We start from the raw sequence: 12,969 nt of genomic DNA, 5'->3' as shown, positions 1-12,969 counted from the left end.
GATGAAAAAAATCTCTATATTGATTGTGGATGATAATGAAGTCGACCGTTATATTTTGAAGCGCCAAATAGAGTCAGCGGGTTTCGATTTTAATGTCTTTGAGAAATCCGATGGTAAAGAAGCGCTCGAATTTTTTGAAAGCTATGAACAACAAAAATTATTGTTTCCCGAAGATTATCCGCCGTTGCTTATTTTTTTGGATATTAATATGCCAAGGGTAGACGGGTTAGAATTCCTAAAAGATTTTTCTGACATACGAAAAGAAAAAGACTTGCAAGCCAGCGTCATTCTAATGATAACCTCCTCCTCTCGCCCGGACGAAAAAGAAACCTCCATGTCTTATGATTTTGTCCACGCTTATATTTTAAAAGAAGAGTGTAACGAAAGTTTGATTAAAGAGAATATCGCGGGTCTGGTTTGATGATTAGGTGCCACAAAAGGTCTGATAGTTTTGATCGTAGTCTGGATCAGTCGATTGAAACTTCTGTGTTGTGATGGTTGGCTGATATGGTGATCTAATCGCAGCTAAAAACTCTTTCGCCGGTTCGCCACTCTGTGCCTGTTCGCACGCCTCCAGCACCGCTTCAACATGATGATTGCGCGGGATTATCAGTGGATTGGTCTGTTGCATAAGCTCAGAGGCTGCTTTTTTTCGTTCAGGATCAAAGCCAATACGGTCTTTCCATTCTACGACCCAATTATTTAATGGTGCGATTTCGTTACTCGGTGCTGAGCCTGACAGTGCTTGCTCTAATAGTATAAAGCTTTGAGTGTAATCTAATTGGTGTTGCTGCATTAGCGTAAGTAATTTGGTAATCAATTCAGCATCTTGCGCAGTGTGCTCAACTAAGCCGAGTTTTTTACGATAGGTTGCCAGATAGCGCTGCTGAAAGCGCTGCTGGAATTGATCGATAATGGTTTGGAAGTCGTCTCCTGTCTCTAACACCATCAACGCTTCGGCCAGTCGAGCCATGTTCCAGTGAATGATCGCCGGTTGGTTGCTAAAGGCATAGCGACCCTGTTTATCAATGGAGCTGTAAACCGTATTTGGCTGGTAGCGACCGAGCATGGCACAGGGGCCATAATCAATTGTCTCGCCAGAAATTGCACAGTTATCGGTGTTCATTACGCCATGAATAAAGCCAACGCGCAGCCATTCACACACCAGATGAATTTGTTTGTCGATCACCGCCTGTAAAAACAGCGCTGCTTTATTGCAATGGTTAATATCGATGCTTGGGTAATGACGACTAATGGCGTAGTCGAGTAATTTTTCTAGCGAGGCTTTATCCTGTTTGGCGGCAAAATATTCAAACGTGCCAACTCGAATGTGACTGGCAGCGACACGCGTCACCACGGCACCCGCCTGTGGCATGTCGCGAAACACCGGTTCACCGGTGGCGACCACACTTAGACAGCGAGTGGTTGGTACCGCTAGAGCATGCATCGCTTCGCTCATTATAAATTCCCGCAAGGCAGGTTTTAGTGCACAGCGGCCATCACCACGGCGAGAAAACAATGTCGGCCCAGAGCCTTTAAGTTGTATATCTAATCGTTGACCACTGCGGTGTTCTAATTCGCCTAATAGATGCGCTCGGCCATCGCCTAATTGAGGGTTAAAATAACCAAATTGGTGTCCGGCATAAGCCAATGCAATCGGCTCTGCGCTGGCAGGAATTTCAGCACCAGAAAAGTAACCAGCGGCAAGCGCTGGTTGGGCAGTTAATTCGCCTATTTGCAATTCTTCTGCGAGTCGCTCATTCCATAGCAATAATTCAGGCTTGCTGGGCTGGACGGGCTTAGCCGACTGGTAAAAATCCGCGCCTAAGGTTTTGTAGCTGTGTTGGAACTTCATAGCAATCGACTCTGTTAATTGTCTAGCGATAGTGAATAGTCTGGTGATCGTTTTTCATGGTTAACAATAGCAAATGACACAGTTTTATTCACAATTACTCTCAAGCTATGTTTTTACGATAGCAAGCCATAGGTCATAACGATAAACTCGCTTGCCAGATACCTGTAAAACTAGAAATGAGTCGCGAGTATTCGCTAAACGACAGCTACCAGAGAGTGGGTTAAAACGATGCAATCACCAGAAATTACCATAACGCTAAGTAATCCTAAAAGGGAGTATCGTTTAGATGACACCTTAAAAGGTAGTGTGTACATTAAAATTAACTCAGATGTTCAGTGCAGCAATGTCTATCTAGCAAAAATGTGGACTGCAAAGGGTAAGGGTCAGGTAGATCGTGATTATGACCGGCATGGGGTAGTTCCGATCTATATGGGCCGATTGTATAGAGGCGAATATAAGTTTGATTTTGAACTTCCGGTCGATCAACCGCCGTTGAGTTACGATGGCGAAATACTAAAAATTAATTGGACTTTGACTGCGTTCACTATTGATGCTGACGGCAACAAGTATTGGAAAGAAATTTACTACATTCTAAAAAACAACCCAAATAATAGTGATATCTATTCTCTGGCAAAAAATAATAAAACAGAAGTTGAAGTGAATTCTTCAGATAAGGAACGTTACAACCTTGAAGGAAAAGGCAACTGGACGATCTTTGCAATGCTGGGGGTTATAGCATGGCTGGGGTTGTCGTCAGGCCTTATTATTACTGAAATAGTAGGCGTGATTTTTAGTCTTATTGCGTTGTCTGTTGCGGTATCTACGATCAATAGAAAAATTTCGACTTACAAACTTAGCAACATTAAAGTTAGCTTAGCAAAAAGTGTTTATTCAGTAGGTGAGCAAGTCAATCTTAATATAGAAATAAAACCAAATAAAAAAATTAAAATAAAGCAAGTGATAGTTGAACTTAAAAAACAAGAAACGACAAGCTTTATAGGCGGGGGTTATGCAGGGCCAACTAGACATTATGATACGGCTATAGAATTGATTGAAAAGCAATTAGCCTATAGTAACAAGCTGGCTATTCCCGATAAGCAAGACTACTTTAGTTACCGTTTTAGTTTGACTATTCCTAGAGATGCAATGAGTAGCTTTACAGCAGAGTACAATGAAATCGGCTGGAGCATTTCAGTATATATCGATATAAAAAATTCACCTTCTTGGTCAGATAGCTTAGATATTTCTGTTACAGATTAATCAAATACGGGGAGTTGACAGCGACGGCTAACTGTCAGATTATCAGACTATGAAAAATAAATTTATCCAGTTCCGCGCCAAAATTATTACCATTGCTTAGCAATGGTGGGCGCGTCTGTTTGCAGTATAACCCACCCTCGAGGTGGGTTTTGTTTTTCTGCCTCTTGGGTTTTTACTCACTAGGAGAAACGATGAAAAAGATAGCTATATTTGGTAAGCCCGGTAGCGGTAAGTCGACCGTAGCAAAACGATTAGCGGCCGCCCTTAGTATTGAACATTACGCACTCGATATGCTGCAGTATCAGTCAAACGGCGAGCCTTTAGCTCGGCCAGAATTTGATGCGGCGCATCAAGGTTTGTTAATGAAGCCGAGCTGGATTATCGATGGCTTGGGGCCTTTGTCGGCGTTTAATGAACGGATTCATGCAGCAGACACGTTAATCTATATCGACCTGCCCTATTGGCAAAGCTATTGGTTGGTGACTAAACGTTTGCTCAAAGCACTTTGGCAGAAACCCGAAGGTTGGCCAGAAGGCAGTTCTGTTTTAAAAGGAACGCTGCAAAGTTATAAAACCTTAAGGCGTTGCCCTGCTTTTTGGAACGACGCCTTTTGGCAGCAGCTGGTAGAGAAGTCAAACGATAAAAAACTTTATCGACTCTGCTCACTCAAAGCGCTTGATCACTTTATTCAACATCAGCTCATTGAGTGAGCCGGATATTAGCTCTGTGAATGGATGATATCGGTAATGCCTTTGGCAGAAAATATTTCGATCCAGTAACCATCAGGGTCTTTAATAAAAGCCAAGCCTTTCATTGAACCGTCGTCGGGTTTTTTGACAAACTCGACGCCGTATTTTTCGAATCGTTCACTGGCAGCATAAACATCGGGAACGCTAATGCCGATATGGCCAAAACCGCGAGGGTCAGAGTTACCGTCGTGGTAGCCAGCAAAGCTTTCGTCGTTCTCGGTACCCCAATTATGAGTCAGCTCAATGAGTCCTGGGCGACGAAACACCCATTGCGTTTTTTCTGGGCCGTCAGCTTCTGGAGCTTCAGCTTCATAACCTAAAAAGTACAGCGTGAACTCCATAGCAGGGAAATCGTATTGTCCGAGCAACTTCATGCCGAGTACGTTCTGGTAAAAATCTAACGACACCTTAGGGTCTTTAATACGCAGCATGGTTTGTTGTAAAACATAGTCTTCGGTAGCTTTGCTGATTTGCTCGTTGGATTCATTAAATGTTGACATGATGTGACCTCGGCATAATAAACGATCAGAGTGATTACAGTAGTTGGCTGTCGCCATGATAGAGTTGTGCTGTGAAAAGTTAAACTGTCAATTGCGTGCTGGGTTCTTTGAGCTAAGGGTTCATAAAGGCTTATAAATCTGAGCTGAAGGCAATCTAAAGTACTCGCACCGCTGACTCTGCTGTTTTAACATGGTTTATAGAAAATAATAAATACCGTATGGTCATGTTTGATGACATACCATTAAAAACAAGGGAGTTTTTATGCCTAAACGACCAATATCCATCACTATCATCTGTTGGTTTTTGTTGATCACCAGTGCCATGTCAGGAATTTCAACGGGTTTAAATTTACGAAACCCTAAAGTCATTGAATTTATGCAATTGAGCCCTGTGCCGGTTGTATTGCAGGTTTTGTTACTTGCTGTCGGTCTATTGGTGACCGTTACTAGCGCCGTATGGATGTTGCAGGGCAAGGCGATTGGTCGCACTGTGTTGGTTGGCTAGGTGTCGTTTTCTATGGCGGTCAGTCTGCTGACCACGGCCGATAAACAGATGATTTTGCCAAGCTTGCTGTTTTTTGTTGTGGTCATATTCTTTTTATATCGACCGGTGGCGCGAGCTTATTTTAGCCAAAACGAAAATCAAGATAACGATGCGTAATGTGCTCACCGTGCTATTTTAAATAGCGGCTAATTAGTCTGTTACGGTATCGAAAATTACAGGATATAAGGATGAGGACATATTGATGCAAGATATCTTTCAAGGAATCGCCGATACGGCGGTTGAGTGGTTACAACAAAATACACTGTCGTTTGTATTCTCGCTCGTTATTTTGGTGCTCGGCCAGTTTGTTGCGCGGCTGGTAGCAAAGGCGACTAAAAAAATAATGCAGCGCGCAAAGGTTGAAGAGATTCTAATCGATTTTGTTTCTGGGATTATTTACGCCGCGCTGCTGTTGTTCTTTGTTGTTGCGGCCTTATCTCAGTTGGGTGTTGATACTACGTCGATGGTCGCCGTTATTGGTGCTGCCGGTATCGCAGTCGGCTTGGCGCTAAAGGACTCGCTGCAAAACTTTGCTTCTGGTGTGTTGTTGATTCTGTTTCGTCATTTTAAATCTGGTGACTTTGTTGAGGCCGGAGGCGTGATGGGCGTGGTTGAAAAAATTACCATGTTTTCAACCACCATGCGTACGATCGACAATAAAGAAGTCGTTGTTCCTAATGGTGCTATTTATGGTGATGTCATTACCAACTTTTCGGCGCGCAAAACGCGCCGAGTCGATATGGTGTTTGGCATCAGTTACGACAGTGATTTGCTAAAAGCCAAACAGCTATTACAACAATTGATCGATGCGGATGAACGTGTTTTAGCTGAGCCTGAACCAGTGATCGCGGTGGGTGAGCTGGCGGATAGTTCTGTTAATTTGCTGGTGCGTCCATGGGTAAAAACGGAAGACTACTGGCCGTTTTATTGGGACATGCAGGAGCGAGTTAAATTAAAATTTGACGAACAGGGTATTGTTATTCCGTATCCGCAATTAGATGTGCATTTGCCAAAGTAAAAGCGAGTGCGCTGGAGCCTGATAATGGATTTATTGAAGCTGACAGAAAAATCGATGGCGATGAATCCCGATAGCTGGATGCGACATGCCAATCCGATCAGTGTGTATTCGCGTTTTACTGTTTTGCCATTACTGACACTCGCCATCTATGCGCGAACTTGGTTAGGCAGCGTGGCTTGGTTGTTTGTGGCGCTGGTTCTGTTGTGGACTTGGTTAAATCCAAGACTTTTTTCAGCGCCTAAAACAACAGACAACTGGGCATCCATGGCAACCTTTGGCGAGCGCGTTTATTTGAACCGAGCCAAAGAAAGCCTTATACCAAAACACCATTTACTCGTTTGTCGTATTCTGTTGATATTACAGCTGGTGGCCGTTCCGGTTTGGGGTTACGCTCTGATTGATCTGCGGTTCGATTGGGCGATTTTTACCACGGCGTGGTTAATGGTGACCAAGGCTTGGTTTGTTGATCGAATGGTTTGGATTTACATGGATGTTAAAGATCATAATGAACAATATGCCGCCTGGCTGAAAACGTCGAGCTAGACGTATTCGAATTAGAAGCAACATAAACCTTTGGAAGTTAAGCATTGATTTTAGATAAAGCGTTACATGATTTTTTAATTATTTGGGCGACTGTTGACCCGATAGGGACGATGGCTTTATTTGCAGGCCTGACGGCTAAACATTCTGCAAAGGAGCGGATAAAAACCGCCTATAAAACTATTCTTTACGCTGCGCTTATTCTTACCGGTGCGATTGTCATTGGTCAGGTGTTATTAGGTGCTATGGGTATCAGCCTGTTTTCGTTCCAGATTGCCGGTGGTCTCATCCTATTTTTATTCGGCTTGCAGATGATCTTCTCGCACGGCACTTCTGAAGAAGGTGCGCAAGAGCCGAGGCACGACATTGCGATTTTTCCGCTAGCGATACCGGCGACGGCCTCTCCTGGTGCGATCTTAGCGGTAATTTTAATTACCGATAACCATACCTATTCTATTCATGAACAGTTCATTACCACAGGCTCAATGTTGGCAGTGTTAGGCTTCACGCTAATAATGCTGTTGTTCTCTGAAAAAATAATTCGAGTCATCGGTATGGGTGGCGCTTCATTACTTACGCGCATCATGGGGATGATTCTAGCGGCGCTGTCGGTTGAGTTTATCGTTGAGGCGTTGGGCTTAACGGAGCTAATTAGCGCGCGACTCTAGCGCCTTATTTGGTATTTGGTTGTAACTAGATTTGGCAGTGGCTAGGTTGGTTGTGGTTAGATTAGATTGTGGTTAGCACTTTGAAAGCGCAGCGTGCCAGCGCTGCTGCTTTTCTTCAAAACGCATTGCCGCGTAAGCTGGGCTTGTCGATGGGCAGGCAATGACATCAATGTCTCGGTTCTTTATATAGCTAGCAAAGTGCCGCATAAACTCTTTTTTCGCCGTACCACCGTTGAGTAAAATCTTTTTAACGCGCTCTTGTGTGGCTAGCCACTGATCGATTGGGTTGGCGATGATGGAGTGCTTTTTTATCGCGCTATCTAGGCTACCTTTGCGCTCGGCATTTTTTAATACATCCCACAGCGCAACGCCGTTTTGGTTCAGCTGTTCAAGCCGTACGTTGTAATCTTGGTTTATATCAATGCCATAGTACGCGCAGACGATAGGCCAGAAAGCATTACGTGGATGAGCGTAATATTGGCTTGCCTCAAGTGAGGCAACGCCGGGGATTGAGCCTAAAATGAGCGTTGTTGGCGCTTTGCCAGAAGCGACACTAAAGGACTGAATAAGATCACTCATGCAACAGGCCGACTCAAAGAGGCTGTAAGTTGGCGTATTGCAACATCAGTACTCGAACATTTCCGTCATCAAAAGCAATATGGATACGAGTTTGTGCGCCGCCGCCTTCGGCATTGACGATGGTGCCTTCACCAAACATGGCGTGCTCCACTCGTTGACCAATCGATAAACCAGCGTCGTCTACGGCCATTTGTTGTTGCAGTCCGAAGTTTGCCGGTCGCGACACCGTGGAACGCAGCCGCACTTCGTTAATCAGGCCATCCGGAATCTCTTTAACAAAACGCGATAGGCTGTTAAAGGTTTCGTTACCGTACAGGCGTCGGCTTTCTGCGTAGGTCAAGGTCAGAGCTTTACGTGCGCGGGTAATGCCAACATAGGCTAGGCGACGTTCTTCTTGGATGCCGCCAATGTCGGAAATCGACATCTTATGAGGGAATAAATTTTCTTCCATACCGGCTAAAAATACCTGTTCGAATTCCAGACCTTTAGCGCTGTGCAGCGTCATTAAATTCACGCTCGGTTCAAATTCATCGGCTTGCGCATCACCGGCATCTAACGAGGCTTCGCTAATAAACAGTGCCAGCAATTCGGCATTATTGTCGTAGTCCAGTTCGCTGGTGAAGCTTTGCGCAGCAGTGATTAGCTCATTGAGGTTTTCAACTCGAGTGCGGCCTTTTTCGCCTTTTTCTTTTTCGTGGTGCTCGATCATGCCGGAATGCTGATTAACGTAATTGATCATCTCACCGAGGTCGTCGTAGCCGAGTACTTCGCTGTCCATGCTGTTAATTAAATCGACAAAGGCTTGCAAAGCATTGGCTGCACGTTTGGCTAGGGCGTTGTTTTCTAATGCTAGGTTTGCGGCTTGCCATAACGAGCAGCCTTGATCGCGCGCCATAATGCGTAAGGCTTCGAATGTTTTGTTGCCGATACCGCGCGGTGGCACGTTCATAATACGTTCCATCGAGGCATCGTCTTGGCGATTTAAAATTAATCGCAGGTAGGCGACAGCGTTACGAATTTCCATGCGCTCATAAAAGCGAACGCCGCCGTAGATACGATACGGCACTTGCATATGAATTAGCGCTTCTTCTAAAACACGTGATTGTGCGTTGGAGCGATACAGCAAGGCTATTTCCGTCGGTGAGGTGCCTGCTTCGATGAGTCGTTTCATTTCATCGGCAATATAACGAGCTTCGTCTTGCTCATTAAAACCGGCGTAAAGTCGGATTGGCTCACCATCGGCATCGTCGGTCCAGAGGTCTTTACCAAGGCGGCCGTTGTTGTTGGCAATGACGGCATTGGCCGCGTTCAAAATATTAGCGCTAGAGCGGTAGTTTTGTTCCAAGCGAATAGTTTCTGCGTTTGGGAAGTCGAGCTCAAAACCCTGAATGTTTTCTACCTTGGCACCGCGCCAGCCGTAAATAGATTGGTCATCATCGCCGACAATAGTCAGGCTTAATTCGGTGCCGGTCAGTACTCGCAACCAGGCGTATTGGATATCGTTAATATCCTGAAATTCGTCCACCAGGACATGAGTGAAGCGGCTTTTATAGTGCGCGAGTAATTCTGGATTGTTTAACCACAGTTCGTGCGCACGCAGTAGCAGCTCACCAAAGTCGACAAGGCCGCCCTGTTGGCAAAGTTCTTCATAGCGGCTGTAAATAGCTTTAAGGGTTTCTTGGTACCAATCACCGCCGGCAACAACATAGGCGGCTCGTCGGCCTTCATCTTTTTGGGCACCGATAAACCACTGTACTTGTTTTGGTTGAATGCGATCATCGGCGATGTTCATTTCGGCAATGATGCGCTTAATCAGTCGAAGCTGGTCGTCACTGTCCATAACTTGGAAGTTTTGTGGCAAATTGGCCTGTTGCCAGTGGGCTTTTAACAGTCGATGCGCTAAGCCGTGGAAGGTACCAATCCAGAGTCCGTGTGACGGGGTTTCGAGCAGCTCTTCAATTCGGCCTTTCATCTCGCGGGCGGCCTTATTGGTAAAGGTTACCGCCAATACGCTATAGGGCGAGGCTAAACCTGCCGCAACCAGCCAGCCAATGCGATGGGTTAGTACTCGCGTTTTGCCTGAACCTGCGCCTGCGAGCACAAGCAGGTGTTGGTTTTCGCAAGTGACAGCGGCTTTTTGCTGAGGATTTAAAAGATCGAGTTGAAGACTGTTCATAAGTTCGCCAATAATAAAGTTCGTGTGCATCAATCACTGTATATAACAACAGTCGAAGTGTATCAGATGTGCAAGAGTAACTCATTAAACACTGCAGATAATGAAACGCTGATAAATTTAACCGGAATTCTGTTACAAGCCCGCCTATACTTGTTCGTTACCTCCGGCGGTAGAAGTTTCAATAATAGCTATGTATTTAAAAGACTATGCGTCTAAGAGCTACGTTTCTAAGAGCTGTGTTTCTAAGAACTATGAGTCTAAGAACAGAGAGCTTAGAAGACTATGTATAAAAACTACCTATTTAAATAAATTATGTATCTAAATGCAGAGACCTTGCGTCATCGTCGTAATAGGGTTTTTCTTAAGAATGCAACCTTCTATTGGTCGATCTCAAGTTTATTAGGCTTACTCAATTTATTGGGCACCGATGCCGTCTTTGGTCATCAAAACAGCATTATCAGTGCCTGTTATTTAAGCTTGGTTGGCCTAATCGGTCTGGTGCTCACTCAGCGCTGTAAAGCTCTAATGGCGCGAAATCCACTGTGGAATCCGGTTCGCTGGCATATCTTTACCGTTGCCCTAAATGGCATTTTATGGGCCATGACCGCTCGCTTGGGTGGCTTTAATATGACCTTGGCGCTGGCGCACTGTGCGTTGTCCGCCATCTTGTTGGTGTCTCATGGGCGATTGTTAATCGTTAGTATTTTACCGACGATCTTATTACCTGTGCCCTTTTTGTATTGGCAGCAAGACCCGTTGCTGTATTCAGTCTATTTACCGTTGGTGAGCCTGTTTGCAATTATGGCTTATCGAGGTTATCAGCTGTCGTTATCATCGATGCGCAACCAATTAGAAACTGAGCGGCTTATTAGTTTGCAGGCGCAAAACCAAGATGAGTTGAAAGCCAAAATTAAAAAACACACCCTGCAATTAGATTCGGTTAATCGGCGCTTAAGCAACGAGATCGACCTGCGCAAAGAAATTAATCGTGCCTTAATGCTCAGTGAAGCTCAGCTAAGCTTGGCCATTAAAGCGTCGAGCATTGGTTTCTGGGATTGGGATATTAAGAACAAGCGTGTCTTTCATTCTGATGCTGAACAGTTTTTTGGCCACGGCGATTCGACGGATGAATTTGCGCTAATCGACGCAATTTATGAAGAAGACAGACAGGTGATTCGTAAGGCGCTATATCGGCACTTACGTAATCACAGCAGCTACTATCAGGTGCGTTACCGCATCGATTTACCTAACGCCGGTGGCGTGCGTTGGCTGGAGGATACCGGTCAGGTGACCGAGCGAGATCAGCTTGGTCGAGCCATGAGAATGATCGGTACACGACGCGACGTCACTCATGATATGCAGCAGCAAGAAGAGCTTCGACTGGCATCAAGCGTATTCCATAACAGTTCGGAAGGTATTTTTATTCTTGATGATCAGCAGCGATTTTTAACCTGTAACCGCGCCTTCTGTAATACCTTTTTATGCCAGAAAGGCGAGCTGATCGGTCAGCCGTTATTCCAGATTATCCATACAGAGCAAGCGCATCAAATTAGTCGCGGTGTCGTTAATAACGATCGCTGGAACGGCAATATTATTGTTACTCGCTCGCGTCAACGTTTGCCGATGAGTATGACGTTAACGGCGATTCGTCGAGAAGATAACAGCATTGCCAACTATCTAGGTTTTTGCCATGACGCCTTTAGTCAACAAAAGACAGTCAATGCGGTTAGCGATTTACATACATGTGATGAATTAACCGGACTGTTTAATCGCAGTTATTTCCAACAGGTGTTAAAGCAATTTCAAGAGCATCGCCCGCTCGCGCGAAATCGATACGCAGTTGCGGTGCTTAATTTAGATGACTTTGAGGCAATAAAATCACGTATCAGTGACTCAGAGTGTGATCAACTGATAAAGGATCTGGCCGTTAGGTTGAGTAATTTTTCTGACCCGGTGCGTCAAGTTGCAAGAATATCGGAGTATGAATTTGCCCTAGTGCTGGAATACGAAGAGGATGCGCAACTGCTTGATAAAACCCTTAGTCGGTTAGTTCAAGAAGTGGCTCGCCCGATCATGTCTGTTGAAGGTAGTGTTGTTCTAAACGCCAGCTTAGGCGCTACCATTGTGCGGCAAAGCAATTTGTTTCAGTTGTTGAATGAAGCTTGCTCGGCAATGAAGGCCGCGAAGCAATTGGGTGGCAATGGCGTACAATATTTCAATGAAACCTCGTTAGCACATTCAATGGACCGGCAGCAGCTGGAAAGTGACTTACGTTACGCCGTGATCAACAACCAGTTTTCGCTGGATTACAAACCCAAACTTAATTTAATTTCCGATGAAATTGATTCGGTCGAAGTGTGTGTGCGCTGGATTCATCCAGAGCATGGTGTTATCGATCCGCCAGACTTTTTGCCGGTGGCTGAAGACTTAGGTTTGGTGATGAATATTTGTGAGCAGGTCATTGATCACGCCTGTCGTGATATGGCCGCTTGGCGAGACAGCGGTATTGGTCAGACGACCGTTTCAATTAATTTATCCTATCACCAGTCTTTACCGGCCGAGCTTTATTCGATGTTGAAAAACACCATCGAGAAATACTCATTAACGGCACACTATTTAGAATTAGAGTTTTCTGAAAGCCTATTAATGTTAGATGTTGACTATTCGGTTGATTATTTAGACCGATTGTCATCATTAGGCGTTGGTGTCGCAATTGATGATTTTGGTATTGGTTATTCATCGCTGGCTTATTTAAAACGCTTACCGATAGACGCGTTAAAGATTGATCAGCATTTCATTGCTGACACCAAAGAAGGGCAAATGAGTCCGGTTATTGAAGCCATTATGGCGATGGCCGACAGCCTAGGGTTAAAGGTTGTTGCAGAGGGCGTTGAGAGTGAAGCGCAGCTGAAATACCTCAAGCATCTTGGTTGCCATTATGTTCAAGGGTTGGTGGTGAGCGACGCGCTGCCGTCGCCACAGGTGCTGTCTCTAATTCGAGATTCTAAGTTGAGAACCTTGTCACAGCTTAACAGCTCAGTGCATTAAAAAGGAGTCTAGAGCCAAAGTAGGCATTCTTA

At 45.0% G+C, this 12,969-nt stretch carries 13 protein-coding genes; 9 read left to right on the top strand and 4 right to left on the bottom strand.

Translation table 11 applies throughout. From position 1 onward, the window contains the following. The first annotated feature begins 1 nt into the window (after position 1). Entirely contained in the window at positions 2 to 421 is a 420-nt protein-coding gene (locus FME95_RS08855) for a response regulator (RefSeq protein WP_147714026.1), read from the top strand. A 3-nt stretch (positions 422 to 424) separates the two neighbouring features. On the opposite strand, the gene FME95_RS08850 is transcribed toward FME95_RS08855, so the two are convergent. Next, the gene (locus FME95_RS08850) at positions 425 to 1,855 is read right to left on the bottom strand and encodes a protein adenylyltransferase SelO (RefSeq protein WP_147714025.1); all 1,431 of its coding nucleotides are present in this window, start codon (positions 1,853 to 1,855) and stop codon (positions 425 to 427) included. 228 nt (positions 1,856 to 2,083) lie between these two features. On the opposite strand from FME95_RS08850, the gene FME95_RS08845 reads away from it, so the two are divergent. Both FME95_RS08845 and FME95_RS08840 read left to right on the top strand, forming a co-directional pair. Next, positions 2,084 to 3,115: a hypothetical protein gene (locus FME95_RS08845; protein WP_147714024.1), complete on the top strand. Its 1,032-nt coding sequence runs from the start codon at positions 2,084 to 2,086 to the stop codon at positions 3,113 to 3,115. Between the two features lie 191 nt (positions 3,116 to 3,306). Beyond that, positions 3,307 to 3,825 carry a P-loop NTPase family protein gene (locus FME95_RS08840; RefSeq protein ID WP_147714023.1) on the top strand — a complete coding sequence of 173 codons (519 nt, stop codon included), beginning with the start codon at positions 3,307 to 3,309 and terminating at the stop codon, positions 3,823 to 3,825. Between the two features lie 8 nt (positions 3,826 to 3,833). Here FME95_RS08840 and gloA read toward each other — a convergent pair whose 3' ends face one another. Beyond that, entirely contained in the window at positions 3,834 to 4,364 is a 531-nt protein-coding gene (gene gloA, locus FME95_RS08835) for a lactoylglutathione lyase (RefSeq protein ID WP_147714022.1), read from the bottom strand. A gap of 262 nt (positions 4,365 to 4,626) precedes the next feature. Here gloA and FME95_RS08830 point away from each other — a divergent pair, with 262 nt between their 5' ends. The 5 genes from FME95_RS08830 (at position 4,627) to FME95_RS08815 (ending at position 7,134) form a co-directional block, all read left to right on the top strand. Next, positions 4,627 to 4,869, top strand: coding sequence for a hypothetical protein (locus FME95_RS08830; RefSeq protein WP_147714021.1), 243 nt, complete (start codon positions 4,627 to 4,629; stop codon positions 4,867 to 4,869). 12 nt (positions 4,870 to 4,881) lie between these two features. Then, a complete protein-coding gene (locus FME95_RS13640) occupies positions 4,882 to 5,025 on the top strand; it encodes a hypothetical protein (protein WP_187265484.1) in 144 nt (47 codons plus the stop codon). A gap of 85 nt (positions 5,026 to 5,110) precedes the next feature. Beyond that, the gene (locus FME95_RS08825; RefSeq protein ID WP_147714020.1) at positions 5,111 to 5,926 is read left to right on the top strand and encodes a mechanosensitive ion channel family protein; all 816 of its coding nucleotides are present in this window, start codon (positions 5,111 to 5,113) and stop codon (positions 5,924 to 5,926) included. A gap of 24 nt (positions 5,927 to 5,950) precedes the next feature. Next, positions 5,951 to 6,469, top strand: a complete 519-nt coding sequence (locus FME95_RS08820) for a DUF6653 family protein (protein WP_147714019.1) — start codon at positions 5,951 to 5,953, stop codon at positions 6,467 to 6,469. Between the two features lie 44 nt (positions 6,470 to 6,513). Continuing rightward, positions 6,514 to 7,134, top strand: coding sequence for a MarC family protein (locus FME95_RS08815; RefSeq protein ID WP_246109342.1), 621 nt, complete (start codon positions 6,514 to 6,516; stop codon positions 7,132 to 7,134). A 72-nt stretch (positions 7,135 to 7,206) separates the two neighbouring features. Here FME95_RS08815 and FME95_RS08810 read toward each other — a convergent pair whose 3' ends face one another. Beyond that, positions 7,207 to 7,713: a DNA-deoxyinosine glycosylase gene (locus FME95_RS08810; protein WP_147714018.1), complete on the bottom strand. Its 507-nt coding sequence runs from the start codon at positions 7,711 to 7,713 to the stop codon at positions 7,207 to 7,209. Between the two features lie 13 nt (positions 7,714 to 7,726). Continuing rightward, positions 7,727 to 9,889: a DNA helicase II gene (uvrD, locus tag FME95_RS08805; RefSeq protein ID WP_147714017.1), complete on the bottom strand. Its 2,163-nt coding sequence runs from the start codon at positions 9,887 to 9,889 to the stop codon at positions 7,727 to 7,729. 312 nt (positions 9,890 to 10,201) lie between these two features. Between uvrD and FME95_RS08800 the strand changes: the two genes are divergently transcribed. After that, the gene (locus FME95_RS08800) at positions 10,202 to 12,937 is read left to right on the top strand and encodes a putative bifunctional diguanylate cyclase/phosphodiesterase (protein WP_147714016.1); all 2,736 of its coding nucleotides are present in this window, start codon (positions 10,202 to 10,204) and stop codon (positions 12,935 to 12,937) included. Positions 12,938 to 12,969 lie beyond the last annotated feature (32 nt).

This window comes from Reinekea thalattae, assembly GCF_008041945.1.
Taxonomy (GTDB): domain Bacteria; phylum Pseudomonadota; class Gammaproteobacteria; order Pseudomonadales; family Natronospirillaceae; genus Reinekea; species Reinekea thalattae.
This window is presented reverse-complemented; position numbering and strand designations above follow the sequence as displayed.

What these genes read in the sequence shown, in the direction of transcription:
- FME95_RS08845 (WP_147714024.1), top strand. Translation starts at nt 2,084, where the DNA reads ATGCAATCACCAGAAATTACCATAACGCTAAGTAATCCTAAAAGGGAG.
- gloA (WP_147714022.1), bottom strand. Translation starts at nt 4,364, where the DNA reads ATGTCAACATTTAATGAATCCAACGAGCAAATCAGCAAAGCTACCGAA.
- FME95_RS08825 (WP_147714020.1), top strand. Translation starts at nt 5,111, where the DNA reads ATGCAAGATATCTTTCAAGGAATCGCCGATACGGCGGTTGAGTGGTTA.
- FME95_RS08850 (WP_147714025.1), bottom strand. Translation starts at nt 1,855, where the DNA reads ATGAAGTTCCAACACAGCTACAAAACCTTAGGCGCGGATTTTTACCAG.
- FME95_RS08855 (WP_147714026.1), top strand. Translation starts at nt 2, where the DNA reads ATGAAAAAAATCTCTATATTGATTGTGGATGATAATGAAGTCGACCGT.
- FME95_RS08840 (WP_147714023.1), top strand. Translation starts at nt 3,307, where the DNA reads ATGAAAAAGATAGCTATATTTGGTAAGCCCGGTAGCGGTAAGTCGACC.
- uvrD (WP_147714017.1), bottom strand. Translation starts at nt 9,889, where the DNA reads ATGAACAGTCTTCAACTCGATCTTTTAAATCCTCAGCAAAAAGCCGCT.
- FME95_RS08800 (WP_147714016.1), top strand. Translation starts at nt 10,202, where the DNA reads ATGTATCTAAATGCAGAGACCTTGCGTCATCGTCGTAATAGGGTTTTT.
- FME95_RS08830 (WP_147714021.1), top strand. Translation starts at nt 4,627, where the DNA reads ATGCCTAAACGACCAATATCCATCACTATCATCTGTTGGTTTTTGTTG.
- FME95_RS08820 (WP_147714019.1), top strand. Translation starts at nt 5,951, where the DNA reads ATGGATTTATTGAAGCTGACAGAAAAATCGATGGCGATGAATCCCGAT.
- FME95_RS13640 (WP_187265484.1), top strand. Translation starts at nt 4,882, where the DNA reads ATGGCGGTCAGTCTGCTGACCACGGCCGATAAACAGATGATTTTGCCA.
- FME95_RS08810 (WP_147714018.1), bottom strand. Translation starts at nt 7,713, where the DNA reads ATGAGTGATCTTATTCAGTCCTTTAGTGTCGCTTCTGGCAAAGCGCCA.